General features: G+C 68.2%; 21 protein-coding genes and 1 pseudogene. 9 read left to right on the top strand and 13 right to left on the bottom strand.

Annotated features, from left to right (window positions below; translation table 11 throughout):
• Window positions 1-402 precede the first annotated feature (402 nt).
• A complete protein-coding gene (locus AB0F98_RS18870) occupies window positions 403-510 on the top strand; it encodes an Ada metal-binding domain-containing protein (RefSeq protein WP_357737203.1) in 108 nt (35 codons plus the stop codon).
• 81 nt (window positions 511-591) lie between these two features.
• On the opposite strand, the gene AB0F98_RS18865 is transcribed toward AB0F98_RS18870, so the two are convergent.
• Window positions 592-1,248: a TetR family transcriptional regulator gene (locus AB0F98_RS18865; RefSeq protein WP_357736844.1), complete on the bottom strand. Its 657-nt coding sequence runs from the start codon at window positions 1,246-1,248 to the stop codon at window positions 592-594.
• An 891-nt stretch (window positions 1,249-2,139) separates the two neighbouring features.
• Between AB0F98_RS18865 and AB0F98_RS18860 the strand changes: the two genes are divergently transcribed.
• On the top strand, window positions 2,140-2,718 hold the full coding sequence (locus AB0F98_RS18860; protein WP_357736841.1) for a DUF4396 domain-containing protein: 579 nt from the start codon (window positions 2,140-2,142) through the stop codon (window positions 2,716-2,718).
• A 942-nt stretch (window positions 2,719-3,660) separates the two neighbouring features.
• On the opposite strand, the gene AB0F98_RS18855 is transcribed toward AB0F98_RS18860, so the two are convergent.
• The 8 genes from AB0F98_RS18855 to AB0F98_RS18820 all read right to left on the bottom strand — a co-directional run bounded on the left by AB0F98_RS18855 (window position 3,661) and on the right by AB0F98_RS18820 (window position 12,648).
• On the bottom strand, window positions 3,661-5,298 hold the full coding sequence (locus tag AB0F98_RS18855; protein ID WP_357736838.1) for a hypothetical protein: 1,638 nt from the start codon (window positions 5,296-5,298) through the stop codon (window positions 3,661-3,663).
• Entirely contained in the window at window positions 5,295-6,188 is an 894-nt protein-coding gene (locus tag AB0F98_RS18850; protein ID WP_357736835.1) for an ABC transporter ATP-binding protein, read from the bottom strand. The genes AB0F98_RS18855 and AB0F98_RS18850 overlap by 4 nt, the downstream gene beginning before the upstream one ends.
• A 140-nt stretch (window positions 6,189-6,328) precedes the next feature.
• The gene (gene nhaA, locus AB0F98_RS18845; protein WP_357736833.1) at window positions 6,329-7,639 is read right to left on the bottom strand and encodes a Na+/H+ antiporter NhaA; all 1,311 of its coding nucleotides are present in this window, start codon (window positions 7,637-7,639) and stop codon (window positions 6,329-6,331) included.
• Between the two features lie 340 nt (window positions 7,640-7,979).
• Window positions 7,980-8,549: a DM13 domain-containing protein gene (locus tag AB0F98_RS18840; protein ID WP_357736830.1), complete on the bottom strand. Its 570-nt coding sequence runs from the start codon at window positions 8,547-8,549 to the stop codon at window positions 7,980-7,982.
• 177 nt (window positions 8,550-8,726) lie between these two features.
• The gene (locus AB0F98_RS18835) at window positions 8,727-9,908 is read right to left on the bottom strand and encodes a beta-propeller fold lactonase family protein (RefSeq protein ID WP_357736827.1); all 1,182 of its coding nucleotides are present in this window, start codon (window positions 9,906-9,908) and stop codon (window positions 8,727-8,729) included.
• A gap of 239 nt (window positions 9,909-10,147) precedes the next feature.
• Window positions 10,148-11,218: a hypothetical protein gene (locus tag AB0F98_RS18830; protein WP_357736824.1), complete on the bottom strand. Its 1,071-nt coding sequence runs from the start codon at window positions 11,216-11,218 to the stop codon at window positions 10,148-10,150.
• Window positions 11,219-11,244: 26 nt separating this feature from the next.
• Window positions 11,245-11,727, bottom strand: coding sequence for a peroxiredoxin family protein (locus tag AB0F98_RS18825; protein ID WP_357736821.1), 483 nt, complete (start codon window positions 11,725-11,727; stop codon window positions 11,245-11,247).
• Between the two features lie 153 nt (window positions 11,728-11,880).
• The gene (locus AB0F98_RS18820) at window positions 11,881-12,648 is read right to left on the bottom strand and encodes an SDR family oxidoreductase (protein ID WP_357736818.1); all 768 of its coding nucleotides are present in this window, start codon (window positions 12,646-12,648) and stop codon (window positions 11,881-11,883) included.
• A 144-nt stretch (window positions 12,649-12,792) separates the two neighbouring features.
• On the opposite strand from AB0F98_RS18820, the gene AB0F98_RS18815 reads away from it, so the two are divergent.
• From AB0F98_RS18815 to AB0F98_RS18805, 3 genes are all read left to right on the top strand, one after another.
• Entirely contained in the window at window positions 12,793-13,464 is a 672-nt protein-coding gene (locus tag AB0F98_RS18815; RefSeq protein ID WP_357737201.1) for a sigma-70 family RNA polymerase sigma factor, read from the top strand.
• Window positions 13,461-13,685 (top strand): hypothetical protein, encoded by a 225-nt coding sequence (locus AB0F98_RS18810; RefSeq protein ID WP_357736815.1) that lies wholly within the window; start codon window positions 13,461-13,463, stop codon window positions 13,683-13,685. The genes AB0F98_RS18815 and AB0F98_RS18810 overlap by 4 nt, the downstream gene beginning before the upstream one ends.
• A 123-nt stretch (window positions 13,686-13,808) precedes the next feature.
• Window positions 13,809-14,942 (top strand): beta-propeller fold lactonase family protein, encoded by a 1,134-nt coding sequence (locus AB0F98_RS18805; RefSeq protein WP_357736812.1) that lies wholly within the window; start codon window positions 13,809-13,811, stop codon window positions 14,940-14,942.
• Between the two features lie 193 nt (window positions 14,943-15,135).
• Here the strand turns inward: AB0F98_RS18805 and AB0F98_RS18800 are convergent, their stop codons facing one another.
• Together AB0F98_RS18800 and AB0F98_RS18795 are read right to left on the bottom strand one after the other, a co-directional pair.
• Window positions 15,136-15,576, bottom strand: coding sequence for a hypothetical protein (locus AB0F98_RS18800; protein WP_357736809.1), 441 nt, complete (start codon window positions 15,574-15,576; stop codon window positions 15,136-15,138).
• 343 nt (window positions 15,577-15,919) lie between these two features.
• Window positions 15,920-16,411: a MarR family transcriptional regulator gene (locus AB0F98_RS18795; protein WP_357736806.1), complete on the bottom strand. Its 492-nt coding sequence runs from the start codon at window positions 16,409-16,411 to the stop codon at window positions 15,920-15,922.
• Window positions 16,412-16,543: 132 nt separating this feature from the next.
• Between AB0F98_RS18795 and AB0F98_RS18790 the strand changes: the two genes are divergently transcribed.
• Window positions 16,544-17,077 (top strand): disulfide bond formation protein DsbA, encoded by a 534-nt coding sequence (locus AB0F98_RS18790; RefSeq protein WP_357737199.1) that lies wholly within the window; start codon window positions 16,544-16,546, stop codon window positions 17,075-17,077.
• A gap of 78 nt (window positions 17,078-17,155) precedes the next feature.
• Here AB0F98_RS18790 and AB0F98_RS18785 read toward each other — a convergent pair.
• A pseudogene (locus AB0F98_RS18785) lies at window positions 17,156-17,359 on the bottom strand (IS5/IS1182 family transposase); the annotation flags it as partial.
• 505 nt (window positions 17,360-17,864) lie between these two features.
• Here AB0F98_RS18785 and AB0F98_RS18780 point away from each other — a divergent pair.
• Both AB0F98_RS18780 and AB0F98_RS18775 read left to right on the top strand, forming a co-directional pair.
• Entirely contained in the window at window positions 17,865-20,927 is a 3,063-nt protein-coding gene (locus AB0F98_RS18780) for a family 43 glycosylhydrolase (RefSeq protein WP_357736803.1), read from the top strand.
• Window positions 20,928-21,122: 195 nt separating this feature from the next.
• On the top strand, window positions 21,123-23,525 hold the full coding sequence (locus tag AB0F98_RS18775) for a family 43 glycosylhydrolase (RefSeq protein ID WP_357736800.1): 2,403 nt from the start codon (window positions 21,123-21,125) through the stop codon (window positions 23,523-23,525).
• A gap of 165 nt (window positions 23,526-23,690) precedes the next feature.
• Here AB0F98_RS18775 and AB0F98_RS18770 read toward each other — a convergent pair whose 3' ends face one another.
• The gene (locus AB0F98_RS18770) at window positions 23,691-24,623 is read right to left on the bottom strand and encodes an IclR family transcriptional regulator (protein ID WP_357736797.1); all 933 of its coding nucleotides are present in this window, start codon (window positions 24,621-24,623) and stop codon (window positions 23,691-23,693) included.
• 77 nt (window positions 24,624-24,700) lie between these two features.
• Between AB0F98_RS18770 and AB0F98_RS18765 the strand changes: the two genes are divergently transcribed.
• Window positions 24,701-25,948 (top strand): sugar ABC transporter substrate-binding protein, encoded by a 1,248-nt coding sequence (locus AB0F98_RS18765; RefSeq protein WP_357736794.1) that lies wholly within the window; start codon window positions 24,701-24,703, stop codon window positions 25,946-25,948.
• Window positions 25,949-25,983 lie beyond the last annotated feature (35 nt).

Genomic DNA, 25,983 nt, shown 5'->3' with positions numbered 1-25,983 from the left:
CGATCCTGGTAGTGACGGTCCGGATACGCGCATCCAGCAACAGCCGAGCCGCAGTCTGAGCGGGGTTGTGGCCGGGCGTATCACCCCCTGACCGAGTGCGTGAGCAGGCTAGCCTCCACGGACTGAATAGTCCAATCGGTCATTCGCCGCCAGACCGCTCGGCCCGCGTGGATCCTCACCTTTGGGCGGATCAGTCCGTGCTGATACGTGGCGACGGGCGACTTGCCCTCAGTCGAACTTGCTCTATGTCGAGCTGCGGATCGGACCAATTAGTCCGTGAAGGTCTGGGATGTGCCGTCGCTCACGCACCAGGACTGCGGCCTCGTCGCCCTCCGGCGGCGCGGTCGCACTCGAATCCGGACGACATGAGGAACCTCCCGACCGCAGTCGCGGCACAACCCGATCAAGAAACGCGAGGAACGGCGCGACGGCGTTCTCACCGCGGTGAAGGCGACCGGCATCTGCTGTCGGCCATCGTGTCGCGAGCAATGGGCCCCGCACCTGCTGTGACCTGGATCCGTGCGATCATCGATCTCCGGGCTGCTCGCACCCCCGCTGGTGAACAGCCTGATCACGATGACAAGGGCTCAGTTAACGGGTCGGCTCACCGGCCGGCTCTGTGAGGAACGACTTGATGTGGTCCAGCGCCATGTCCAGCGCAACTTCCATGGGTGCCACGTCGTGGGCAGCGTTCGCCAGGAGGTAGCCGCCTTGCAGAGCTGCCATCAACCCGGTGGCCAGCTTCTCCGGGTCGGCGTCCTGGCGCAGTGCACCGCTGTCCCGCATCCGGTGCAGACCATCGCTGATCAGCTTCTCCCATGCCGCGAACGTCTCCGACAGCATTGATCGAGCCTGCTCGTCTTGGTCGGACAGCTCGACAGCCATCGACCCGAGGCCGCACCCGTATTTGCCGTTGTTGAGCGAGTTGGCCTGGACCAGCGCGTTACGCCACCGGACCAGCCCGGAGAATGATCTCAGTCGTTCGAGTCCGCCACGCTCACGCTGAAGCACGAGCGCGCCCCGATATTTGACCAACGCGCGGACGAGTTCCTGTTTGTCGGCGAAGTGGTGGTAAAGCTGAGACTTGCTCGTCTGGCTCGCCTCGCGGATGTCGTCAAGGGTCGTCGCGTTCACTCCGCGTACGAACATCAGCCGATTCGCGGCCTCGAGAATCCGCTCCCGGGTCGCGATGCCCCGTTGACTGATCCTCCGCTGCTTCGTCGGCGCAGCCACCTGCTCGTCGGCCATCCCTCAAGTGTATCCAGTAGTGCCCCTAAACAGCGGAGATTGGGACCGCAAAGTCCATTCCGTGTTGCGCGGCATTTCGCCTGACGGTGGCCGGCGAGCGTGGCGCTGCCAGCTCGATTAGCCGGTGCGATGTCCGCTGGACCGTCGACAGGCGAAGCCGTGATTTGGACTATCCGGTCCTCGCTACGACAAGCTTCCGCTTGGGGGCTGCCCCGCGATGCCGCGGCAGCGGCGCGCCGGGGGTCGGCGAGTGCCAACGCTTCGGGCGTAGCGCGCGCATCACCCGCAGCGGGATCTGGTGGCCACCATTACGGTAAAAAAGGGGACCAATGTAGCGTATTCCAGTACCGGCGGGCGAATACATCCCTGCTGCCTCGCGACCCGCCCTGGACGCCGCCGAGATGTGGCTGGGTGTCGTTCCCGACAGACATGCGGCCTGTCCGCCAACCCGGGCGCCCTGAGCGGATGGAATGACCTTCAGGTCACCCCTGGTCGGCGGACCCTCAGTCAAACCGGCAACGCCCCACCTTAACGGCTGTTATCGTGATTGACCGTGCTTACCGTGCGTGTTGCTGTCGCCGCGCCTGGTGTCGCCCTGGTCGTGCCTGGTGTAGAGGTCGCGCCAGCAACGCGGGAGGCGGTGGCAGCGGACGTAACGTGCCCGGCGGCCAGGTCGCCGGCTTCTCCGCCACTAGGGCAGTGACGCTTCGGTGAAGTTGTCATCCCCCGTCACTGGCATTGCACTCAGTGCCCCGCGGTGAGAGGGAGATTGTTCTGCAACCAACATGGCTCGTGGTGCTCTCGTGGGCCACGCTCATAGTGGGCCTCGCGAGTACCGTCGTCATAGTTGTCGACCATTTTGTCCTTCGATACCGTCAGCCGGTCAAAGTCATGGAGATTGTCTGGCCGGCAACCGCTCTCTACTTTGGTCCGGCAGGCGTCCTGGCCTACCGGCGGTGGGGTAGACCCCAGTCTCCCCGCTGGCTGGAGCGGCACCGTACCCCGCCGAAGATCTCACGACACGCGGTCACGATAATCGAAACACTGCATTGCGCGACGCACTGCGTCCTGGGTGCCATCATTGCCACTGTGGTCGTCTTCGGCTTCAGCCTCGAGATGTTCGACAAGAGATTATGGCCGGAATTCATAGGCGACTACCTAGCCGCGGTCCTGGTAGGTTTCGCATTCCGCTACTCCACTGAGGCCCACCGGGGTGGTCGAAGGGTGCGGGCGGCAGTGCGGAGATTTCTCAAGGGAGATCTGCTGAGCGTGTCCGTCTTCGAGATCGCCCTGTTGGGTTGGCTGGCGCTGATGGAGTTGACGGTTTTCCACGAGACCCTGCCGCCCAGCAATCCGGTGTTCTGGCTCATCGTCCAGATCGGGCTGATCATCGGCTTCCTTGCCGCTTGGCCGCCGACCCTGTGGCTGATCCGCCGCGGTGCCAAGGGGGAACTGCTGGGCGCGCCATAGTGGGCGGTGCTGCGCCGACGCCAGTGGCGAAATGCTCGGCTTGTGTTCCGCCGAACTCACTGGTACCCCTGCTGAACCGGGCCGGAACGGAGAATGGGCAGCCGCCGATGCTCAGCGGGTCCGCCGACGGTGATGAGCCAGGCCTAAAAGGTAGTCGCGGGAACCTCTCGCCCCGGGTCCCAGACCCCCTGATGGGCTGCTGCCTCCACCTCTCTACGGCCAACCCGCGATATCTGCCCGAACCCGCCGGCCAGGTGCTCTCCCGACAGCGGCTGCCGCAGCGCGTGGGGTTGCCAGCTGCTGTCTTGCTGGCGCTCTTGGCGGTTGGTGGTGGGCTCTGGTGTCCAGCAGCGGGTGAGATGGGGTTTCGGGCTGTCGGGTGATGGCTGGATGACGATTTTGTTGCGGAAGCGGGCGGGCGGCGTGCAGACGTGGGCGTGGTCGCTGGCTTGTTTGCGGGGATGGTTCGGGTATCAGTGGTCGTCGTTATGGTGACGGTGGTGCCGGTGGTTCAGGCGTACCAGTTCGCTCTGGATTTGACGCCCGTGCAGGAGCGGGCGGTGTGGGCGCATGCGGGGACGGTGCTGGTTGCGCACGATTGGGCGCCACACACGACACCGGCGGGAGCGGCTCGGTGGCGGCACGTGGAGCCAACCGGAAGACCCCGCCAGCTGGGGCAGGTGGCAGTGAAACGTCAACCCGGCACCGCACAGACCAGGACCGTCTGACCGCAAGGCGGGACTACCCGACAGGCGCTCGCTAGAGCGCACTGAAAGGTAATGGTACGAGACCACGACGAGCGACTCGGGGACGTTGCCTGGGTACGGAAGAAGATCGCGCAGGATCGGACCAACCCGCATCAGCTGGTCATCCCCCGCAGTCTCTGCTGCGACCTGCAGCGGTAGCCCGTGGAAGAGTCCCCTCGGCCACCGCCGGAAAAATTCACCCGCGCAGGTCACGTCGTCGATAGCCGATCGCTCCGAGCACCGCGAGCGTGGCCGCCGTGGCGAGCATGGCCGCCGCCGCGCGCCAGTCCGGGGGCAGGTCTGGGACGGGTGCAAGGTGCCTGAACGGGGACAGTCGACCGACCCAGGGTGGTGCGCCGGTGCTGTCGGCGAGGACGTTGAGGACGAAGCCGGCGGCCACCGGCAGCGCGCCGACGAGCGCGACGGCGCGAGGCGCCCAGCCCAGCGCGAGCACCGCCGCACCCAGACAGAGCAGCGCGACCGGTAGTACGTTGACGGCGCCCGCAAGGGCGGCGTCGAACGCCAGTGGGGCGTCGACGACGGCGCAGCCCACCCAGGTCAGGACGCCCGCGTTGACGGCGAGCAGCACGGCTCCCATAGCGGTGACGGCGACGTCGGCCACCAGCAGCCGAACCCGGGTGACCGGCTGGGCGTAGAGCAACGTCAGGCGGCGATTAGCCTCGTCCGTGGCGGTGACGGCGATGCGGGCGGAGGCGAAGATGCCGACCGGGATCGCGAGCAGCGCGAACAAGGCGGCGACGTACCCCTCGACCGACCCGAGTCCCGCGAACCCGGCCTGGGCGGCGAGGTTGGTGAAGTGGGAATTGTCGGTGAGGAACTTGGTCATCGACACGGCGAGCAGGCCGATGAGCAGGTAGTAGGCGCCGACGCCGGCCGCCCAGCCGAGCAGCGGGCGCGCCAGACGTCGGGCGGCGAAACCCGGTACCGACCCCAGTAACCACAGGCGGGGCGCGCGCTCCACCGGAGGAGCCAGCCAGCCACTGCGTACGTCCCTACGTCCGGCCACGACCAGCGCGGCGGCGGCCAGCGCAGCGGTGGTGGCCACGAGGACGGTCAGCGGTAGGATGCGGTCGGCCGCGTACGGTTGGACCAGCGCGGCCAGTCCGAACGGTGACAACCAGCGCAGCCAGCCGAGCGCCTCCACCCCGTCGCCGATCATCCGCGCGAGCAGCGCTGCGCCGAGCAGCGCGACCGCGGCGCCGGTGGCTGCCCCACGGGTCGCGAAGAGTTGGGCGGTGAGAGTACCGACGGCGGCAAAGTAGAGCCCGATCAGGGCGAGGCATGCGCCGTGCAGTACGGCACCCGAAACGGCGGTGCCGGCGGCGAGGAGCGCGACCGCGGTCGCGAGGCCGGCCGCCATGATCGTGCCGGTCAGCACGGCCATGTGCCGGGCCACGATCGAGGCGACCGGGATCCGACCGGCGGCCAACAGGTCCCACCGTCCGGCGTCCTCCTCACCCCGGGTGACCCGGGTGGCGGTGAGTAGCCCCCAGACGCTTAGCAGCACCCCCAGCACCATGCCGGTACGCCAGACCGTGAACCCGCCGGGGTCGTCCAGAGCGACCGGGTCTCCGAACAGGGTTCGGATGGCCGGGTTCTCGGCCAGCGCTACGAGCGCGGCGGTGTCGAGTGCGTCGCCCACGGTGCTCGCGTAGGTGCCGGCGACCATCGCGGACATCCCGGCGACGATCGCGGTGACGATCAGCGCGCCCCGCCGGACCTGGCGCCACGCCAACCCGATCACCGCCTGCCCGCCGACGTGGCGCGCATACCGTACATCCCCGCGTCCGGCGACGGCGTCGACGGCGGTCACCGGGACTCCTGGGTGTAGTAGTTGAGGAAGATCTCCTCCAACGTCGGCTCGTTGATGCGTACCGCCTCTACCTCCGCCTCGGCGAGGGCCCGTAGCGCCGGCGCCGGCGGGCCGGTCAGGGTGAACCGCAGCTGCGCGGGACCGACGTGCTGAACGACGTCGACGCCGGCCACCTTGCTCAGGTCCGGTGGGGGGCCGGTGAAGGTGACCTCCACCTGGCTGCGGTGCAGCCGGCGCAGCTGCGCAACCGAGGCGACCTCGACCAGGCGGCCGGCGCGAAGGATTGCCACCTGATCACACACCGCCTCGACCTCCGCCAGCTGATGGGAGCTGAGGAAGACCGTTTGGCCGCGTTCGCGGGCCTGGGCCACCGCGGCCTGGAACTCCCGTTCCATCAGCGGATCCAGCCCGCTCGTCGGTTCATCGAGCACGAGCAGGGGAGCGCGGGTCGCGAATGCGGCGATCAGGGCCAACTTCTGCCGATTCCCGGTGGAGTACGCCCGTCCCGGCTTGGACAGGTCTACCGCGAACCGGTCCACCAACTCGCCCCGGTAGGCCCGGTCGACCCCAGGCCCGACACGTCCCAGCAGCTCGAGGATCTCGGCACCCGTCAGCGCGGGCCAGAGCGCGACATCGGCGGGCACGTGGGCGAGCGACCGGTGCGCCGCCGCCACGTCCGCCGCATCGGTGTCGAAGATCCAGGCTCGGCCGGCGGTCGGGCGGGCCAGCCCGAGCAGCAATCGGATAGTGGTGGATTTACCCGCCCCGTTCGGGCCGAGGAAGCCGAAGACCTGCCCGACCGGCACGGTCAGATCCAGCCCGTCCAGTGCCTGGACGGAACCGTAGTGTTTGGTGAGGGCGGCGGTGCGGATTGCGGCGACGACATTCACGAGAATCCCTCTGGTCAGCGTGGATACGACCGCCGACCAGACTTCCCGGCACACCAAAGTCGAGCGTACGCGCCGGACACGGGCGCTGGGAAGAGCGGCAGTAGGGGCGCCTCGACGGGCGGACGGCGTTCCGGCAGGACTTATCCGCGGGTGATCTGGTCCGCGTAGACGTCCGGCACACCGTCGGCGTCGCTGTCCCGTTCCTCCATTGTGCAGATCCGTTGGTAGTGACGATTCCGTACACGCAGGACGGCCGTAGCGAGCACTGCCGACAGTAGTGACCCGACCAGCACACCGACCTTGGTGTGATCGTCGCGCTCGCTGCCGGCGCCGAACGCCAGCTCCCCGATGAGCAGCGACACGGTGAACCCCATGCCAGCCAGCAGCGCCAACCCGAGCACGTCCCACCAGGCGAGCCCGTCCGCGAGCCGGGCCCGGGTGAACCGCTGCACCAGCCAGGTCGCGCCGAAGACCCCGACCGCCTTGCCCAGGACCAACCCGACGATTACCCCGAGCGCGACCGAATCAGTCAGCGAAGCGCCGAGACCGCCTGTGCCGACGACCGACACGCCGGCGGCGAAGAACGCGAAGACCGGCACCGCGACGCCAGCCGACAGCGGCCGGAAACGATGTTCGAAATGCTCCGCCAGGCCGGGACCCGGCCCCGGCTTGCGCCGCAGCACTGGAACGGTGAAGGCGAGGGCCACTCCGGCGACCGTGGCGTGCAACCCAGAGGCGTGCACGAGCGCCCACGTGACCGCGGCCAGTGGCAGCAGCACCCACCAAGAGCGCACCCGCCGCTGTACCAGCACGCCGAACAGCGCCAGCGGAATCAGCGCCCCGAGCAGGGGAATGAAGTGCAGCGAACTGGTGTAGAAGACGGCGATGATCACGATCGCCAGCAGGTCGTCGACTACTGCGAGAGTGAGCAGGAAGGTCCGCATCGCCGCCGGCAGGTGTGTGTTGATGACGCCGAGCACGGCGAGGGCGAACGCGATGTCGGTGGCGGTGGGGACTGCCCAGCCGGTCAGTGCCCCATCCCCGGAGCCCGCGTTGAGCGCCACGTAGATCAGGGCCGGCACCGTCATGCCCCCGACCGCGGCGGCCACCGGCAGAATCGCCCGCTGAGGCTGGCGCAGGTCACCGGCGACGAATTGGCGCTTGAGTTCGAGCCCGGCCACGAAGAAGAAAATCGCCAGCAGGCCGTCCGCCGCCCAGGCCGCCAAGGACAGGTCAAGGTGCAGGGCGGCAGGCCCCCACTCGGCGTCGCCCAGCTGGCGGTATGCCTCAGACCACGGCGAGTTCGCCCAGATCAGGGCGAGCACGGAAGCGGCCAGAAGCAGCAGGCCGCCCACGGTCTCGGTGCGCAAGATGTCCCCGATTCGCCGAACTTCCGGCCAACTGCCCCGGGTGAACAAACTCGGCGTGCGGCTGCCGTGCGACCGGGTCATCAGCGTGCCTCCAGTGGGGTCGACGAGGGGATCGCCGACCAGACTTCCCGGCACACCAGAATCAAGCCTAGTCGAACAATGATCATCGAACCCTCACCGGCGGACGATGCTCGGGCGGAACGGTCAGAAGCGGTGCCGGTGAGGTCCGGCGTCAGTGGGTCGCCGCCGTCTAGGGGGACAGCCAGGGTTCTCTGGCCAGAGATGGGGCCATCGACTGTGATGCGGTGATGACTTATCCGGGCCTGGGCTCGGGGGAGGGATGGCGGACGGTGGTCAGATGCCCCGGCGCGGGCCGGGTAAGGCGGGTGCGGCGGGCCCGTCGGCGGTGCGAGTGGCTGGGTCAGGTGGTTTTCAAGGCGGCGGCGCCGAAGGAGACGCTGAAGCGCTTGCACCAGATTGACACGCTCCGGAAGCCCGCCGGATCGACGGAGGCTGGCAGGTCGTAAACCTGGTCGCCGCGGTTGCCCTTGAGGCGTGCCACCTCGAACCAGGTGCCGTCGTCGAAGACCCGCCAGCCGGCCACCCCGCTCTTTACCGGCTGGTCGGTCAACCAGACCCGTAGGTCCGGCCCGTTGGACGTGTCCAGATCGCGGAGGACGAGCTGGTGCCGCCCGTCGGCGAGCCGGACGATCTCCGCACCGCCGGTCGTCTCATGCTCGTGAGTGATGAAATCGCCGGCGGACACGATCCGATTCGCGATCGGCGTGGTGGCGGCCGGGCTGGGCACCGCGCCGGTGGAGTCGGAGCCCGTCGGCGGCGGAGTCCGCTCGACCACCGGTAGCGCCTCGTCGACGCGAGTGTCGGTGAGCAGCTTCCACGGCTGGAACCAGAAGAGTCCAAGAGCGGTGATCATGCCGACCACGACCATGCTTCCCCAAGCCAGCGGCGACCGTAGTCTCTTCGTCCACACCCCTGCGAGGGTACGTTGCACCGGTCGCCGGATCGGCAACCATTTGTTGCGAGACCCTTACCGCTGCTCACTCGCCGCGGACGGCGAAGCAGCGCAGCGGCGGCGGGTTCCGGCAATTCCTCAGCCCATGCGTCGGCCCCGGTCGCGTCAGCGATCGGGGCCGACGAGGAACGTGGGTCAGGAGGCCGCGATGCCTTCCATCCCGATTCCGTTTTCGAACTTCGGCAGGCCGTGCACCTCGGTGACGAGGTGGAGGGATCCGTCCTTGCCGACCTCGTAACCCTGCACGTTGCCGGCCGCGGCGTTCTGCACGTAGAGGAATCCGTCGGCGGCCGTCAGGTCGATCGACCCGCCGCCGGTGTCAGCGGCGGCAGCCTTCACGAGGACCAGTTTTCCGTCCCTGTCGACCTTGTACGAGCTGATGGTGGAGCTGCCGGCGTTGGCGACGAAGAAGAAGTCGCCGACCTGCTGGATCCAGCACGGCGCCTGCTGCCCGTTGGGCACCGACGGCCCGATCTGGTCGAGCCGGCCGTCCCTCTCCAGCTCGAACCGGCTGACCTCGTTGCTGCCGGACTCGGTGACCAGCAGCGTGTCCTCGGTGTCGAAGGTGAACCCGAACGGCGTGTTACCCGCGTCGCTGATCACCGGGTTCCGGGACAACTCACCGTCGCGGCCGATCCGGTAGGTGAACATGACGTTGGCGGCCTTGGTGCTCACCAGCACGAACTTGCCTTCCGGGTCGATCTCGACCTGGGCCGGGGCGGTCATGAACGCGGGCGGGTTGCCGTTGTGCAGCCCGAGCGACCGGTGGGCTCCCTCGATCGGCGACAACCGGCCCTTGTGCAGGTGGAAGCCCTGCACCGAGCCTTCGCCGCCGGCGTTGAGCACGTAGACGAGGTCATCGCGTACGTCGAGGCTGACCGGCAGCAGGCCGTGCGACCAGATCACCTGCAGTCTGTAAAGCTTGGTGCCGTCGACCCGGAACACCGTCACCGTGTTGCTGCCCGCGTTCACCGCGAACAGCAGCCCGTCGTGGTATCTCAGCGAACCCTGCGACGCCAGCGCGTCGCCCGGCGCGCCGACCGTGAAACCGCCCAGGCCACCGGTCTCGAACTCGCCCCTGGGGGAGAGGCGGCCGTCCTCATCACGGTCGTAGACCTTGATCGTGTTGCCCTCCGCCTTGTTCGTCTGGACGAACACGGCACCGTCGTCGCCGTCCTCCTGATGGTGTCCGTGACCACCTCGGTCGTCGTTGCGGTACTGCGGGCCGCCCCCGTCGGCGAATGCCAGCCCGGGGACCGCTCCGGCACCGGTCAACCCGGCGAGCAGTACAGCAGTGGCGAACGTTTTGCGCTTCATGATCCACCTTTCGCGCACGACCAGCCTGAACGGGAAGAACATTCCTGTTTGCAGGCTATGGGCATCGATCGCAGAGTTCGGTCTGTTTACCCGAAAGGAGGATTTTGGGCAGATTGCGAGCCTTCCGGCTGGATGTGCAGAGCGGGTGCTTCCCCATTCGCCGCGACTTCGCGAGGCCGGTCGGCCCGGGTCCACGTTGCCGTCGGCACCGGCCCCGGCGATCGGGGTGCTCGGTTCGCTCAAGCCGTGAGCCGACCCAGCCTCACGTTCGTCGCAGTTACGACATCGGTCAGATCCCGGTACGGCTCATCCCACGGGTCCTTGAGCCCGAAGCCCCGATGCGGGTTCTCCAACCAGCTGCACCAGTGCCAACCCAGGCACCACGGCCGCTCGGCGAAGGCCTCGGCGGAGGCCACGTAGGCCAAGCCGCGTTCGCCCTGGTTGCGGAAGGAACCGGTACGGCGCGGGCTCATCACGGTCGGACACCAGTTGCCGGTGTCGGCGATGAGGACCGGCCGGCCGGTTCGTCGGTGCCAGCGGTCCACCACGTCCAGAGCCGCCTCCAGCCGCCCCGGCCTCGGCCCGGGAAACACCTGCACGGACAGCACGTCGATGTACGGCGCCATGGCGTCGAGCACCGGCTGGGGCGCACCGACCCGAGTCCCGTACCGGTCGCCCAGGATCAGATGGTGCGGGTCGTGCCGCCGGATCGCCTCACTGGCGATCCGGTAGTACGCCTCGGCGATGGCCGCCAGCTCTCCCGCCGGATAGCCGGCACCGGTCGGGTGCCGGTCCCAGCAGGGAACGTCGACCAGGAAGTAGCCGAGCAGGTTCGGATCGTCGGGACGGCAGAGCGTACGCGCCAGGTGGTCGCACCACTGCGCGAAGGCGGGCTCACGCGGATCGCGGTACGCCGGGACGCCGTTCCAGTGCTCGATCTCGGCGACCCGCAGCGACAGTGTGTACGGCACACCGGCGTCGGCGAGCTCGTCGGGAGGCAGTCCCGCCGAGTGACCCAGGTCGACGACCCGCCCTTCGGTGGCCAGCCCGCTGCCGCTGACGTACTCGGAGGTCCAACCCACGGTGTTGAAGCCCCACGCCGTCATCTCCGGGATCAGGCCTTCGTGCAGCCAACGCCGGCGCGAGCCCCCGTACCGGGTCCGGTAGATGTCGATGTTGTGGGGGTAACGCAGGTTGGTGTCGTCGGCGTGCACGACCCCGATGGAGCGGAACGGTTCACCGGCGGGCGTACGCAACCGCCAGCCGTCGCCGTGCTCAACCGTGAACGCGGGAAGGGTGCGGGTCGTCACCTGGGTCACTTCCTCGGTGCTCGGCGCTACGCGGCCTGGTGCTCACGCAGGTAACGGACCAGGCCGGCGACATCCTCGGGGACGAGGCGTCCGATCGCCCCGCTGGAGTAGACGCTGACCACGACCTTGCCCTCCGGGTCGAGCACGAAGCCGGTCGACTGGAGGTGCTTCGGGTCGTCGTTGACGAAGGCGCCGGTCGCCTCGGCGAAGACGGCGGCGTCGGCGCTGTGGCCCACCGGGAACTCCAGACCGTGCTCGGCGATCGTCTGCTTCGTGGTGGCCTCGTCGTCGACGGAGACCGCGACCACCTTGACGCCGAGTTCGGCGAGCTTCCCCAGCGACCGCTGGAATGCGCGCAGCTGCGCCTTGCAGTACGGACACCACGAGCCGCGGTAGAAGAGCACCACACCGAAGCTGCCGGCGAGGGCGTCGGGCACTCGCAGGGTCTCCCCGTCGGGCAGGGACAGCGTCAACTCGGGAAACCGCTCACCAGGCTGTAGCAGGCTCATTTCTGAATCCCCTTCGTTTCGATTTGCGGATCGTTTCTGGGTTCGGTCGGCGGGCTCCAAGCGCGTGCGGCCGCGTGGCAGGACGCCGTCTCGGCGGGCCGGGCGATGGCCGGGCGCGCGGCGCAAGGCCCGGACGCAGGTCCGCCGGCCGGGTCAGGCGGGGTCGAAGACGTCCCAGACCTGTGCGGTGCGGTCGTCCGCGCCCAGGCGGGCGAGCAGCGACCCTGCGGAGTGTTCCGGAGTGAGCAGCTTCCCGTCGGTGTGCGAGCGGACGAACCGCTGGTGCAGCGCGGAGCCGATCGCGGCCGGATCCTGGTCGCGGATCCAGGTCTGGATGGCGGTGTCGACCGGCCCGGGGCGGTAGACGTTGGCGGTGACGCCGCTGCCGTCGAGTTCCAATCCGAGGTTGATCGTGTGAGCCTCGAGCGCGGCCTTGCTCGCGAGGTACGCGTTGCCGCCGATCATGCTGGCCATGTTGGCGACGGCACCGGTGGAGACGTTCACGATCCGTCCCCAGCCCCGCTCGACCATGCCCGGCAGGAAGGCGAATGTGAGCGTCACGGCGGCGACCACATTGATCTTCAATGCGGCGGCCCACTCGGTGGGGTCGACCCGGACGCTCGGCGCGAGCGGCCACACCACCCCCGCGTTGTTGACGAGGATGTCGACATCGCCCAGCTCGTCGCGTACGCGCCTGATCGCACCGGAGAGCTGCTCGTCGTCGGCGAGGTCCGCCGGTACGACGAGCGCCCGGGAACCCGACTCCCGGATGAGCGCTGCGGTTTCGGCGAGTTCCTTTTCGGAACGTGCCAGCAGGGCGACGGTCGCGCCCGTCCGGCCGAGTCCTACGGCGATCGCCCGGCCGATGCCTCGACCGGCGCCGGTCACCAACGCGGTCCTGCCCGCGAACGAATCAGTCATGCAACTTTGGTGCGGTGATCGGGGCGAGTTCTTACCGTTTTGAGACCGGCGTCACAGCGTGGGCGCGCGAAGCGTTTCCCGGCCCGCCTCCCGAGTCGCACGGGATGTCCACGGGCGGTGGCCGTGGTTAGAGTTCGGTACGTGATGCCGGCAGACCCGACGACCCTGGACGACGGCCTCGACACCCCAAGCCGACTCGACCCGGAGTCGGCCGAGTGGGTGCGCTCGCTCAGTGGCAGCGGCGCGGAGCGGGAGGCGGCTGTCGTACGGCTGCACGAGCTCCTGCTGCGGGTCGCACGCGGCGAGGTGCGGCGCCGCAGCGGCCTGCTGCGCGTCGACGGACCGGAGCTCGACGACCTGGCGCATCAGGCGGCGGCCGACGCGCTGCTGGCGATCACCAGCAAGATCGGGCAGTTCCGGGGGGAGAGTCGCTTCACCACCTGGGCCTACAAGTTCGTGATCTTCGAGGTGTCGAGCAAGATCGGCCGCCACTTCTGGCGCCGGCCTCAGGTGAAGCTCGATGTGGAGGACTGGGAGCGGTTGCCGGACCGGTTCGGCCTCGACCCGGCGCGGGAATCGGAGTGGCGTGAGCTGATCACCGCGCTGCGTCGGGCGGTGGAGACTGAGCTGACCGACCGGCAGCGCCAGGTATTCGTCGAGATCGTGCTGAACGGCGTACCGTTGGATGCCGTGGTCGCGCGGCTCGACTCGAACCGGAACGCGGTCTACAAGATCATGTTCGATGCCCGGCGTAAGCTGCGGACCGCTCTCGCCGCTCATGGGTATCCGCATGTCAACACCTCGGAGCAGCGATGAACGACTTGTCCGCACTCGACCGGTTTCTGCAGACTGATCCTGAAGACGTCGGCTGCGGCCGGGCGATGGAGCTTCTGCACCTGTACGCCGAGCTGGCTGCCACGAACGCCGAGGCGGCGGCCGAGCGCTACCGCGGAGTCGCCGCCCATCTGCGCGCTTGCGGCCCGTGCAAAGAAGACCTCGAAGGTCTGCTGGCCGCGATATCCGAGCCAAGGTCCTGACCCGACGGCAACTCGTGGGGCCAGATGTTACGAAGACCTTAACCACCGCCCCCCGCCGGTAAGAGCCCGCCCATGGCTGACCACCAACCGGTAGTCAAACAAGCCGCTCCACCAAGGAGAATCATGGGCACCACCGCTCGTATCACCAGCGTCGCCGGCGTGGCTCTGACCGCCGGGGCCCTTCTCGCGGGGCCCGCTTCGGCTGCGCCCGCGCACCACGACCGCAGCGTCGGGTCAGTGTTCGTGCAGACGGACAACACCGCCGGGAACGCGATCGTGGCCTACGACCGGTCCAGCGACGGCCGGCTGCGTCAGGCCGGCACCTACCTCACCGGTGGCCTCGGCGGGATCCTGGGCGGGTCCGTCGCCGATCACCTCGCCTCGCAGGGCTCGCTCACCTACGACCGGACCCACAAGCTGCTCTACGCCGTCAACGCGGGCAGCGACACCATCACCGTCTTCCAGGTTCACGGCGACCGGCTCACCCGCCGGCAGGTCATCTCCTCCGGCGGCACCTTCCCCGTCAGCGTCGCCACAATTGGCAACACCGTCTACGTCCTCAACGCTCGCGACGGCGGATCGGTACAGGGCTTCCGGCGCGTCGGCCACACCCTGGTCCGTATCCCCGCCTGGCACCGCAAGCTCGGCCTCGATCCGACCCTGACGCCCGAGTTCACCCACTCTCCGGCCCAGGTCGCCTTCACCCCGGACGGCCGCAAGCTCCTGGTGACCACCATGGGCAACGGCAGCAACATCGACATCTTCGACGTCCATCCGGACGGCGGCATCTCCACCCAGCCGGTGGTCAACCACCAGCCCGACAAGGCCCCCTTCGCCGTCGCCTTCGACTCCCGCGGTCACCTGCTGGTCGCAGAGGCCGGCCCGAACGCCGTCGCCTCGTACACCATCAACCGCGACAACACCCTCAAGCCGCTCGACGAGCAGGCCACCGGACAGGCCGCGACCTGCTGGATCGTCATCACCGGCGACAAGGCCTACACCTCCAACGCCGGCAGCGGCAGCCTCTCCGGCTACCGGGTCGGCGCCAAGGGCTCGCTCACCGCGCTCGGCAACACCACCACCAACCCCGGCACCGTCGACGCCGCGGTCTCCCCGGACGGACACTTCCTCTACGTCCAGACCGGAGTGAACGGCACCGTCGACGCCTTCCGGATCAATCCCGACGGCTCTCTGACGGCCACCGGCTCGACCACCGTCCCCAACGCGGTCGGCGGCGAAGGCATCGTCGTCTCCTGACCGGAACCGCAGGCACCGGGCCTGGCTGGATCTCTCCGCCAGGCCCGGTGCCTGTTGTCGAGTGTCGCGGCGGACCACCGCGGGGCGGCCGCGATGCCCTCCATGCAGGTCCACTCCGGTTACGGCGGCGCAGTGCGGGGGCCGACCCCTTCGTCGTCGGGCTCCGCAGCTCGCTACGGTCGGTGCGCCCGGCTCAACAACCCTGCTGCCGGCTGTAGATCCAGTGGCGTTCGCCTGCCCAGCCGATGTAGCCGGCCGCCTCGACGCAGTAGTTCGCCACACCAGTGACAGCCACGGGCCCGGCGTAAAAGCTGAAGTCGCCCGAGTCAGTGGGCCGAGTACCCGAGGGGGTGCAGTGCGCGCCCTCGTTCTTCGGCAACGCACAGCGGTAGATCTGCACGAACGTCGGCGCGGACCGCCCGTACGCCGCGCCGCGGTGGTAGAAGCAGGCGCTGTTGGTGCCACCGTTGCTGCTGTTGTAATAGATGACCAGCTCACCAAGGCCTGACGACTGCACTCCGCTGTAGGTGATCGTCCCCGAGCAGGAACCGGCGGCCTGTGCCGCAGGCGAATTGACCGTCATCAGCGATACGCCGGTCACCAGCGCCAGCAGTGCCGCAAATGCTTTTCTCACGTTCGATCACGTCCCATTCGTAGTAGGCCCTCGTCGGCCACGCCGGCGCCGGGGGTGGATCGCAGCGATCCGTCGTTCCTCCCTGGCCACCCGCCGCCGAGGGGCGCGACCGCAACGCATCGGGTACCGGCATCGCGCCGAAACCATAGGCGCTCCGTCTAAATAGGACAAGGTGCCGCCAATGGGCCGCCACGTCGCACCGGCCGACACCCCCAGGGCTCTCCTGCCGTCCGGAGGCGCGGACGCCGGTGTTCACGTCGGCGCCCACCTGGACAAGCCGGTCCGCCGCCGCGCGATCTCGGCGAGCGGTACGCGTGCGCGGGCCCGGTCCGTCGGTGGGAACTCAGGGAGTCACGGTTCGGGCCAACGTCGCCAGTAGTTGCTCGAGCGCTCGGCGGTCGCGGTCGGCGAGGCCGCGCAGCATGGCCTCCTCGTTGGCCAGGTGCTTCTCGATGAGCTGGTCGGTCAACGTCACTCCGGCCGGGGTCAACCCCACCACTCTGCCCCGGGCGTCGGCTGCCGAGACCGAGCGGGACACGAGACCTCGGGCGATCAACCGATCCACCCGCTTGGTCACCGCGCCGGTGGTGACCAGCATCCGCTGGCTCAGCTGACCCGCCGTCAGCGTGTACGGCTCGCCCTCTCGGCGCAGGGCCGCGAGCACGTTGAACTCGCCGTTGCCGAGATCCGCCGCAGCGAACGTCGGCCGCAGGGCCGCGTCGAGCGCCTCGGCCAGCTGCTGGATCCGACCGATGATCAGCAACGGACTGGCGTCGAGGTCTGGTCGCTCACGATGCCACTGACCGACGATCTCGGCGATGCGGTCCTCATCCACGCTTGCATCTTACCTTCCATGGAAGATAAATTCTCTTCCGTGGAAGATAACTTTGACGATGCGCCGGCCTCGGTGGCAACGACTTACGTGGACCCATCCTGTCCGTTCGCCTGGATCACCTCGCGCTGGCTCATGGAGGTGGCGCGGATGCGTCCGATCGAGCTGCGGTTCGAGGTGCTGAGCCTCGCGGTGATCAACGAGCACCGCGAGCTGGAGCCCTGGTACCGCGAATTCAACGACCGGGCCTGGGGGCCGGCGCGGGTGTGCACGGCGGCAGTCGTACAACACGGCGGCGATGCCCTCGCCCGGCTGTACCCGGCACTCGGCCGCCGGATCCACGACCAGGGCGACAAGAACTTCGACGCCGTCATCCCGGCGGCCCTGGCCGAGGCGGGCCTGCCCGTCGAGCTGGCCGACGCAGCCCAGCGAAGCGACTTCGACCAGGAGATGCGGGCGAGCACCGCCCGGGCACAGCAACTCGTCGGCGAGGATCTCGGCACCCCGACGATCGCCGTCGACGACGTGGCCTTCTTCGGCCCGGTGCTGACCTCGATCCCGCGCGGGGAAGAGGCCCTGCGCGTCTTCGACGGCGTCCGCCTGCTCGCAGGCTGCCGGGCGTTCTCCGAACTGAAGCGCGCCCGAGCCGAGGACCTCAGTTTCGCCTAGGGCGTGTGTCAAAGTCTTCGGCCGAGCCGAGGCGGAGTCCAGGGGGCGGTCCGGCAAGGCGGGCTGTCCTGTCGATCGTGGAAGCCAGATGTTGGCGGCGACCAGGGCGAGGCCGGCTCGGAAGCGGGAAGCCCTTCTGGCGTAGCGGCTGGCCAGGTCACGCCGCTGCCGGGGGCGGTTGAAACAGGGTGCCACCACGTTGCGCTTGCGGTAGATCGCCCTGCCGAAGGTCGGTGGTCGCCCGCCGGTGCCGCCCTTGGCGGCGCGGCGGGCGACCCGGTCGTGATCGGCCGATGATTCGCAAGTACCAAGATCAGGTCGGCCAGCACGAAGTCGGAGCCGCACGCCGGTCCGGGCGAGATCCGGATCGCGGTCCGCGTCTCCGGGGTCCTTTGTGCTGTGAACGATCACATTGATGTGACTACGACCTCGGGCGCCCAGGAGCCAGGGGGTCGCCCAAGAAGGCTCGTGGAGCGGTGAAAAGCCCGCTTTCCGGACGGCCTGCGGGGCGAGCGCTTCGTCGTGTCGATGCTCCCGTTCGGCGGGGTGCGGTCGCAGGTCGGGCAGAGCCACCGCGGACGGGAATCCTCGCAAACAGTGCAGCGCACCGGCTCGACGTACATGGGCCGGCGCTCCCGGCCACGTGTCCAAGAGGGACATTCTCCGCCTCGTGAAGTGCGGCCCCCGACGCCGCCACGGCGGCGTCGGGTCCGGCACCGTTGACAGTGCATTTCATGAATGTTTCAATGGTACGCCGTGAAATGTTACCGTTAACAGTGGAGACATCATGAGCAACCGAAGGATGCCTCGGTTATGTGTCGGGGCATCAGTAGCCGTGGCGGTGCTGGCCCTGACGCTGGCCGCACCCGCGGTCGGGGTTGTCGCCGTCGTACTGGTTCTCGCCGCCGCCCTGGTGAAGCAGCTGGGAGTCGGTGTGACCCGGCACAGAACCGTGCGTGGACTCTCGATCGCGGCGGTCGGTGCGCTCGTGTGCGCCGGTCTGGTGGCGCCGGCCGGCGTGGCGTCCGCTGCCGAAGGGTGGTCGCCCCGGTCGTCGTACACGTCGACCGACAAGGGTGACGGCTCGTACTCGGTGCCGCTGCTCAACTCCGACGTGCCGGACATCAGCGTGGAGCGGGTCCCCGCCGCGGAGAACGACGAGGGCCGGGACGTCTACTACATGATCAGCACGACGATGCACCTGAGCCCCGGTGCGCCGATCATGAAGTCCTACGACCTGGTGAACTGGGAGATTGTCAACTACGTGTTCGACCGAGCGAGCATCGGGGACGCGTTCTCACTGCGCAACGGGCAGAACTCGTACGGCCAGGGCCAGTGGGCGTCCTCCCTGCGCTACCACGACGGCATGTTCTACGCCGTCTTCAACACCAACAACCTCGGTGGGGCGTACCTCTACCGCACCGACGACATCGACAACGGTGCGTGGCAGCGCACCCCGCTGGGTCGTGGCCTGCATGACCCGTCGCTCTTCTTCGACGTCGACGGTACGACCTACATCTTCTACGGCTCGGGCGGGACGAGCGCCGTACGTCTCAACTCCGACCTGACCGCCATCGAGCAGACCTACTCGAACATCTTCACGGCGAACGACTACGCCGGTAAGCCGTTCATCGGGGGCCTGTTCGAGGGGGCCCAGTTCTACTACATCGACGGTTACTACTACGCGGTCATCATCACCTGGCCCTCCGGTCAGGGGCGCCAGGTGGTCATGTTCCGCTCACGAGAGCTGCTCGGACGCTACACGTCGGCGGGCGGCGTGAACACGTACGAGGCGCGCGGCGTGCTCAACTCGAACGGCTTCGCGCAGGGCAGCCTGGTGCCGATCTCCCGCGAGGGCGGCGGGACCGACTGGTACGGCATGTTCTTCCGCGACACGTTCCCGATCGGGCGCATCCCGGCACTCATTCCGGCCACCTGGCAGGACGGTTGGCCGACCTTCGGCAACAACGGGGTCGTGCCGGTGGACGGCGTGTTCGAAAAGCCGATCAAGCTCAGCCCGGCCGAGGAGCTGTTCGAGCGGCAGAAGGCCGTCGTCGCCTCGGATGACTTCGCCAACGATGCGCCGCACAGGAAGTACACGGACGAGGAGTGGGCGATCCCGGAGCCGCCCGTGTACGACGAGTCCCTCCTCGGCGTCGAGCTTCTGCAGAATCCCGGTTTCGAGTCCGGATCGGTGTCGCCATGGGGCGCCCAGTACGGTGCGGCGGTCAGCCTGGACTCGACCGAACCGGCAGCCGGATCGGCGGCGCTGAAGGTGAGCAACCGGACCCTCAACGGTTCCGGTCCGAACCAGTTCCTCAACGGCAAGATGCAGCACGGCGTGACCTACACCGTGTCCGCGAAGATCAAGTACACCTCCGGCCCGAGTGCGGTGCAGTTCAACCTGGCGTCGGACTGGGGTGCGGGTGTGCAGGTCATGGCGTCCGGGAGCGTGCCGGTCGGGCAGTGGACGACGGTGTCGGGCCAGTACACGGTCCCGGCGACGGCGAACCTGGAGAACTTCAAGTTCGCGGTGGAGACGCCGTGGGCCAACCCGCAGCCGCCGTCGTCGAGCGTCGAGTACCTGATCGATGACGTTTCGATCGTCGGGCAGCCGGTGACGGCCGAATACCCGACGGCGGAGGAGATCAAGCCCAGCGGGTCGCGCCTGGACGCGGCGTGGCAGTGGAACCACGCGCCCGACAACCGGTACTGGTCGCTCACCGACCGGGACGGATGGCTGCGGCTGACGACCGGCAAGGTGGTCACCGGCGAGTACGTCTACACGAAACTCTCCAACCGCGCCGAGCTGGCCTGGTTCGAGGAGGCGCGGAACACGCTGTCGCAGCGTACGTTCGGACCGCGGCAGTCGGCGGAGACCAAGCTGGACATCAGCGGGATGAAGAACGGTGATGTCGCCGGCCTGGCCGCCTACAACCGCGGATTCTCGTACGTGGCGGTCAAGCGCACCGGCGGCGCGAACACCCTGGGGATCGTCAACCGGGTCCAGCCGTTCGCGGTCGACCTCGACCAGGCGACGCTGGAGAGCTTCCTGCCGGGCACGACCATTCCGTTGGGGGATGCGACCGAGATCTACCTGAAGGCCGACCTGGACTTCGCTTCCCCCGTCGGCCAGCTGTGGACGACCTTCTACTACAGCCTCGACGGGCTCAACTGGACCCAGCTGGGCAGCCGCGTCGGCCCACAGACGCTGGACGGCAGCCTCGCCCACTTCATGGGGCACCGGGTCGGCCTGTTCAACTACGCGACCCAGGAGACCGGTGGACACGTCGACTTCGACTACTACCTGCTCAGCGACAAGCTGACCGCGCAGGGCCTGCCGCTCGACACCACCGAGCTCGACGCGGCCATCGCGCACGCCGGCACGCTCGACAAGCACTACTACCCGAAGGACGCGTGGGCAGCGATGCAGGCCGCGCTCGCCGACGCGAAGGCGGCGCGGGCCGGGGAGTTCGGCAGCCAGAACCAGATCGACGCGCCGGAGCGGGCACTCAGTTACCAGCTCGCCCGACTCGGTGTGCTCAAGACGGATACGCCGTCGTTGGATCTGTCCGTCGTGACGGGAACCCGGTGCGTCGGCGGCAAGGCGATGGTGACGGTGCAGGTCACGAACAACGAAACGGTGCAGGTCAGAGCTTCGGCGACGTCGGCGTACGGACAGGCTCCGTTCGGGGTGCTGCCGCCGGGGAAGCAGAAGTCCCGGGTCTTCCCGACCGGCGCGGCACGTGTGCCGGCCGGCGAACTGGCCGTGACGGGGTCGGCGAGGCTGAACGGCGTGCCGGCCGAGGTGACGGTGACGGCACCGTACGAGGCGCGATCCTGTGACTGAGTGAGGACGGGGGCGGCCCGATCCGACCGGGCCACCCCCGCTCTCCAACACATCCCCTGACCCCGGTCGAGCGGGCCGTCACACCCCGAGAGGGTCGGTTCGAGCGACCGGACCCGCTCCGGGCCGTACCGCAACCGACACCGGGCACCCACGAACCGTTTCCCGGTTCACCTCTCAACTGAAGGAGGAAGTGTCGTGCAACATCGCTTGCTGAGATCGACCCGACGGCGGGTCACCGCCGTCGCGGCGGTCGTCGCACTGGTGGTGGGATCCGGTGCCGTCGCGGCGGCGCCCGTCCAGGCGGCCGGCTCGAACCTCATCGTGAACGGCGGGTTCGAGGACGGCCTCGCCGGCTGGTTCCCGAACAACGGCAACGCCGCCGATACCGCCACGCTGGCGACCACGACGGACGCCTACTCCGGTACGAGCGCGGTGCTCGTCACCAATCGGAGCACGACCGGTTCCGGCCCGATGCAGGACCTCTCCGGCAAGGTGCAGGCCGGTAAGACCTACCTGGTCACGGCGCAGGTGAAGTACGAGAACCCGAACAGCCCGTCGACCAAGCAGTTCTTCGTCACCATGCACTACGGCGGCGCCACGTACACCAACCTCGGCACGGTCACCGTGCCGCGCGGGCAGTGGGGGCTCGTCCAGGGCACCTTCACGGTTCCCGCCGGGCAGAACGTCAGCACCGCGCGGCTCTTCGTCGAGACGCCGTGGACGTCGAACCCGTCGAGCGCGCCGGACACCCACCTCATGGACTTCAAGGTCGACGACGTGACGGTCCAGGAGTACACGCCGTCGAAGACCATCGAGGTCGTCGGCAAGCTTCCCGGCGAGCACAACCCACTCATCGGGCACAAGTTCGGCGCCGACGGGTTCGGCTTCGTGCACGACGGCCGGGTCTACCTCTACATGACCAACGACACCCAGGGGTACGCCCCGAACCCGTCCACGGGCGTCTCCCCGGGCATCAACTACGGCGACATCAACCAGATCACCGTGATTTCCTCGACCGACCTGGTCAACTGGACGGACCACGGCGAGATCCAGGTGGCCGGCCCGAACGGTGTGGCGCCGTTCACCGGCAACTCGTGGGCGCCCGGCATGGCCAAGCGGGTCGTGAACGGGCAGGAGAAGTTCTTCCTCTACTACGCCAACGGTGGCGGCTCGAGCAACGTGATCACCGGCAGTTCACCGGTCGGCCCATGGACCAGCGAGCGCACCAGCACCCTGATCAACGGTGGCACTCCCGGCGCGGCGGACGTCGCCTGGAAGTTCGACCCGGCGCCGCTGGTGGACGACGACGGCGAGGCGTACCTCTACTTCGGTGGTGGCCCGGCGTCGACGAGCCTGCCGCCGGTCGAGCGTTTCAACAACCCGAAGAACCTGCGGGGGATCAAGCTGGGCGACGACATGGTCTCCACCGAGGGATCCGCTGTCGTGGTCGATGCTCCGGTCGCCTTCGAGGCGGGTCATGTGTTCAAGCGTGAGGGCAAGTACTACTTCTCGTACTCCTCGCACTTCGGCGGCAACGACTTCGGCGGGAACCAGCCGCGGGTGCCCGGTTACCCCGGCGGCGGCCAGATCGGCTACATGATCTCCGACGACCCGATGTCGTGGCCGAAGGAGACCTACGCCGGCGTGCTGTTCCCCAACCAGTCGCAGTTCTTCGGCGCCGGCACGGGCGGCAACAACCACCAGTCGGTGTTCGAGTTCGAGGGCAAGTACTACTTCACGTACCACGCCCCGACGCTGAACAAGCGGATCAACGGTGACACCACCCAGGGGTACCGCAGCCCCCACCTGCAGGAGCTGACGTTCAACCCGGACGGCACGATCCAGCAGGTCGTCGGGACCTACGCCGGCGTCGACCAGGTGCGCAACTTCGACCCCTACCGGGTGTTCGAGGCGGAGACCCTGGGCTGGAGCAAGGGCATCGCGACCGCGAAGGTCGACGGCGCCTCCGCCGAGTTCGGCACCGCGGCACCGAACCTGGTGGTGCGTGACATCGACGGCGGGGACTGGACGGCGCTGTCGTCGGTCGACTTCGGTGCCGACGGCGCGGGCAGTGTGACGGCCAAGGTGCGTGCGCTGGCTGCCGGCGGGAGCATCGAGGTGCGGTTGGATGACGTGGCCGGCCCGGTGGTCGGCACCATGCAGGTCGACACGCCGACCGGCGAGTGGGCCGAGGTGACCGCCGACCTGCAGGGCGCGTCCGGTGTGCACGACGTGTACTTCACCTACCGCGGCCCGGCCGGCGAGGATCTCTTCGAGATCGACTCCTGGGCGTTCGAGGCCGTACCGCCGCTGGACCTGTCCGTGACCGCGGACACCCGGTGTGTCGGCGAGAAGGTGATGGTCACGGTACGGGCGACGAACAACGAGGCGGTCCACGTGTCGGCCTCGGCGGAGTCGGCGTACGGGACGCGACCGTTCGGGGCGGTGCCGCCCGGCAAGGAGAAGCTGCGGTCGTTCCCCACGGCGGCGGCCGCCGTGCCGGCGGGTGAGGTGACGGTGCGGGCCACGGCGACTGTCGACGGCGAGCCGGTGTCGGCATCGTTCACGGCGGGCTATGCCGCCCGCTCCTGCGGCTGATCATCGTGATGACGGCGGCGGCTCGGCATCACCGGGCCGCCGCCACCCGGCGCTCAGCGCCCGGATGAAACGCCCCCGCCGCTGGTCGGCGCGCCGTTGCCGCCCGGCGCACGGCCTGTGCTCCGGGGGCGGGCGCACGGGCGCCGCCTGCCGCAGAGGCCGGGATCAGGCCGTCAGATCCATCGACTCGCTTCGCACGTCTGCTGGCGTACGTTGACCGACTGGTCGTCGGGCCTCGGCAGGATCACGGTCCGCCGAGGACGGAGGTGTGTAGCCGAGTTCGAGTGAGATCCGGTTCGCAGTGTCCAGGAGCAGCGGAAGACTGCTCTTCAACTGGTCGAGGTTCGAGATGACCTCGATCGCGGTGATCGAGGCGGCGGCCATGACCCGCCCGCGCGAATCCCTGACTGGTGCGGCGACGCACATCACGTACGCGTCGTGCTCGCCGTTGTCCGTGGCCCAGCCGTGCTCGCGGATGCGCGCGAGTTCGGCCTCGAGGGAGTCGCGGTCGGCGAAGGTGGTGTCGGTGAACCGCTCGAAGTCGACGTGGGAGAGAAGGCGGTCCCGTTCCTCCGCCGGCAGGTAGGCCAGGATCGTCTTGCCGACGGCGCTCGCGTAGATCGACACCGCGCGCCCTATCCGGGACGGCAGCTTCACGGCGTCGAACGCCGGACTGTCCACCTTGTCGATGTAGATGATCTCGTCGCCGGTCAACTGCGCCAGGTGGACGGTGTGGCCGGTCTCGCGTTGTAGCACGCGTAGGTGCGTGGCGGCGAACTGACGCAGGTCCATCGAGCCGAGCGCGAGCTCCGACAGCTCGATGAGGCCGCTGCCGAGTACGTACGTCCCTGCACCGGTGCGACGAACGAAGCGCGCGGACTCCAATGTCTGCAGGATCCGCAGGGCCGTGGACTTGTGGACGCCCAGCACGTCCGCCGCCTCGGTGAGTGACAGCGGGTGCTCTGCGGAGCGACGGATCAGGTCGATCGCGCGGCGAATCGATTGCGACAAGGCGAAGTCTCCCCTCGCGCGGCGGCTCTCTGCCGCCGCGACATTGCAGTATGCGCAATGATAGGGCGCTCCACGCGCAATCGCCACTTGACACCGTTGCATATGTCGCTACGATCGTTGCAAATTTAATCTCGACGACTCTGACCTGTTGCAGAGGAGTAACGATGAGTAAGAAGCCCGCCCGCTTCCGCGTCGTCGGGGCGGCATGTGCCCTCGGCTTGGTCGCCGCTCTTCTGACTGGCTGTGGCTCCGATGGCGGTTCCGGTGACGGCGTCGCGAAGCTGACCTTCGCTGCTTCGACCTTCGGCGACCCGGGTCGCGGCCCGCAACTGACCGCATGGCTCGAGGAGTTCAACAAGAGTCAGGACAAGGTGCAGGTCTCCGCCGCCGCGGTGCCGTACCCGACCTTCGGCCAGACGGTGCTCACGCAGATGGGCAGCGGCAAGGGGCCCGACCTGGTCCGCTTCGACATGCCCGAGTTCGAGGCCGCCGCGGACGCCGGCCTCATCGCCCCGCTGGACGAACTGGTCGACGCCGGCAAGTACGACCTGCTCAAGCAGCCGGACCAGTTCATGGTCCACGATGGTGTCCGGCACGGCATCATCTTCGAGGCGTCGAACTACGCGATGTTCTACAACGCGGACCTGATCCCGACGCCACCCACCACCTACGAGGAGTTCACCGCCACGGCGAAGTCGCTGACCAAGGGCGACGTCTTCGGCCTGGCGTTCCGCCAGACCGAGGCCGAGGAGGCCGGCGTCTGGCAGGACATCTTCAACTACGTCTACGGCTTCGGCGGCGCATGGTCCGACGGCAAGAACCTGACGATCAACTCGCCCGAGAACCTCAAGGGCCTGCAGGCGTACAAGGACCTCTACGACGCGAACGTCATCCCGCGCGGCGCGGACGCGGCGACGTTCCGGCGGATGTTCGCCGAGGGCAAGGTCGGGATGGAACTCAACAACGGGGGGTACGTGACCGCGACTCGAGGTCAGAACCCGCAGCTCAACTTCAACGTCGCGCCCATCCCGTTCCCGGTGCGCAAGCAGGGCGCGATTCTCGCACCGATCGTGATCAACGAAGCGAGCCCGGCGAAGGACGAGGCGGCCACGTTCATCAAGTGGGCGCTGGAGCCACAGAACCAGGTCAAGTTGCAGGAGATCCTCGGCGCGAGCAGCGTCGCCACCACCACGCAGCGCAGCGCGGCGTCGCTCGAGAAGACCCCGTTCCTCACCGTCTTCGACGAACTCACCGACAGCAGCCTGCCGCAGATCGTGCTCGGGTTCGAGGCCAAGACACCGGACATCCGCAAGGTGGTCGTGCAGAACGTGATCGCGGCACTGCAGGGCAAGGCCGACCTGAAGTCCGCGCTCGATCGAGCCCAGCAGCAGGCGACCGAGTTGGTCGGCTGACAGCTCGACAGGACGACGCCGCCGGCGTGACGGTC

Origin of the sequence: Micromonospora sp. NPDC023737 (assembly GCF_040639715.1) — a bacterium.
Classification (GTDB): domain Bacteria; phylum Actinomycetota; class Actinomycetes; order Mycobacteriales; family Micromonosporaceae; genus Micromonospora.
The sequence above is the reverse complement of the archived record's forward strand: the minus strand, read 5'-3'. Positions and strand labels throughout refer to the sequence as shown.

Coding starts and splice junctions, on each gene's coding strand:
- AB0F98_RS18865 (WP_357736844.1), bottom strand. CDS start 1,248: ATGGCCGACGAGCAGGTGGCTGCGCCGACGAAGCAGCGGAGGATCAGT.
- AB0F98_RS18860 (WP_357736841.1), top strand. CDS start 2,140: ATGGAGATTGTCTGGCCGGCAACCGCTCTCTACTTTGGTCCGGCAGGC.
- nhaA (WP_357736833.1), bottom strand. CDS start 7,639: ATGACCCGGTCGCACGGCAGCCGCACGCCGAGTTTGTTCACCCGGGGC.
- AB0F98_RS18835 (WP_357736827.1), bottom strand. CDS start 9,908: ATGAAGCGCAAAACGTTCGCCACTGCTGTACTGCTCGCCGGGTTGACC.
- AB0F98_RS18825 (WP_357736821.1), bottom strand. CDS start 11,727: ATGAGCCTGCTACAGCCTGGTGAGCGGTTTCCCGAGTTGACGCTGTCC.
- AB0F98_RS18820 (WP_357736818.1), bottom strand. CDS start 12,648: ATGACTGATTCGTTCGCGGGCAGGACCGCGTTGGTGACCGGCGCCGGT.
- AB0F98_RS18815 (WP_357737201.1), top strand. CDS start 12,793: ATGCCGGCAGACCCGACGACCCTGGACGACGGCCTCGACACCCCAAGC.
- AB0F98_RS18810 (WP_357736815.1), top strand. CDS start 13,461: ATGAACGACTTGTCCGCACTCGACCGGTTTCTGCAGACTGATCCTGAA.
- AB0F98_RS18805 (WP_357736812.1), top strand. CDS start 13,809: ATGGGCACCACCGCTCGTATCACCAGCGTCGCCGGCGTGGCTCTGACC.
- AB0F98_RS18790 (WP_357737199.1), top strand. CDS start 16,544: ATGGAGGTGGCGCGGATGCGTCCGATCGAGCTGCGGTTCGAGGTGCTG.
- AB0F98_RS18780 (WP_357736803.1), top strand. CDS start 17,865: ATGAGCAACCGAAGGATGCCTCGGTTATGTGTCGGGGCATCAGTAGCC.
- AB0F98_RS18765 (WP_357736794.1), top strand. CDS start 24,701: ATGAGTAAGAAGCCCGCCCGCTTCCGCGTCGTCGGGGCGGCATGTGCC.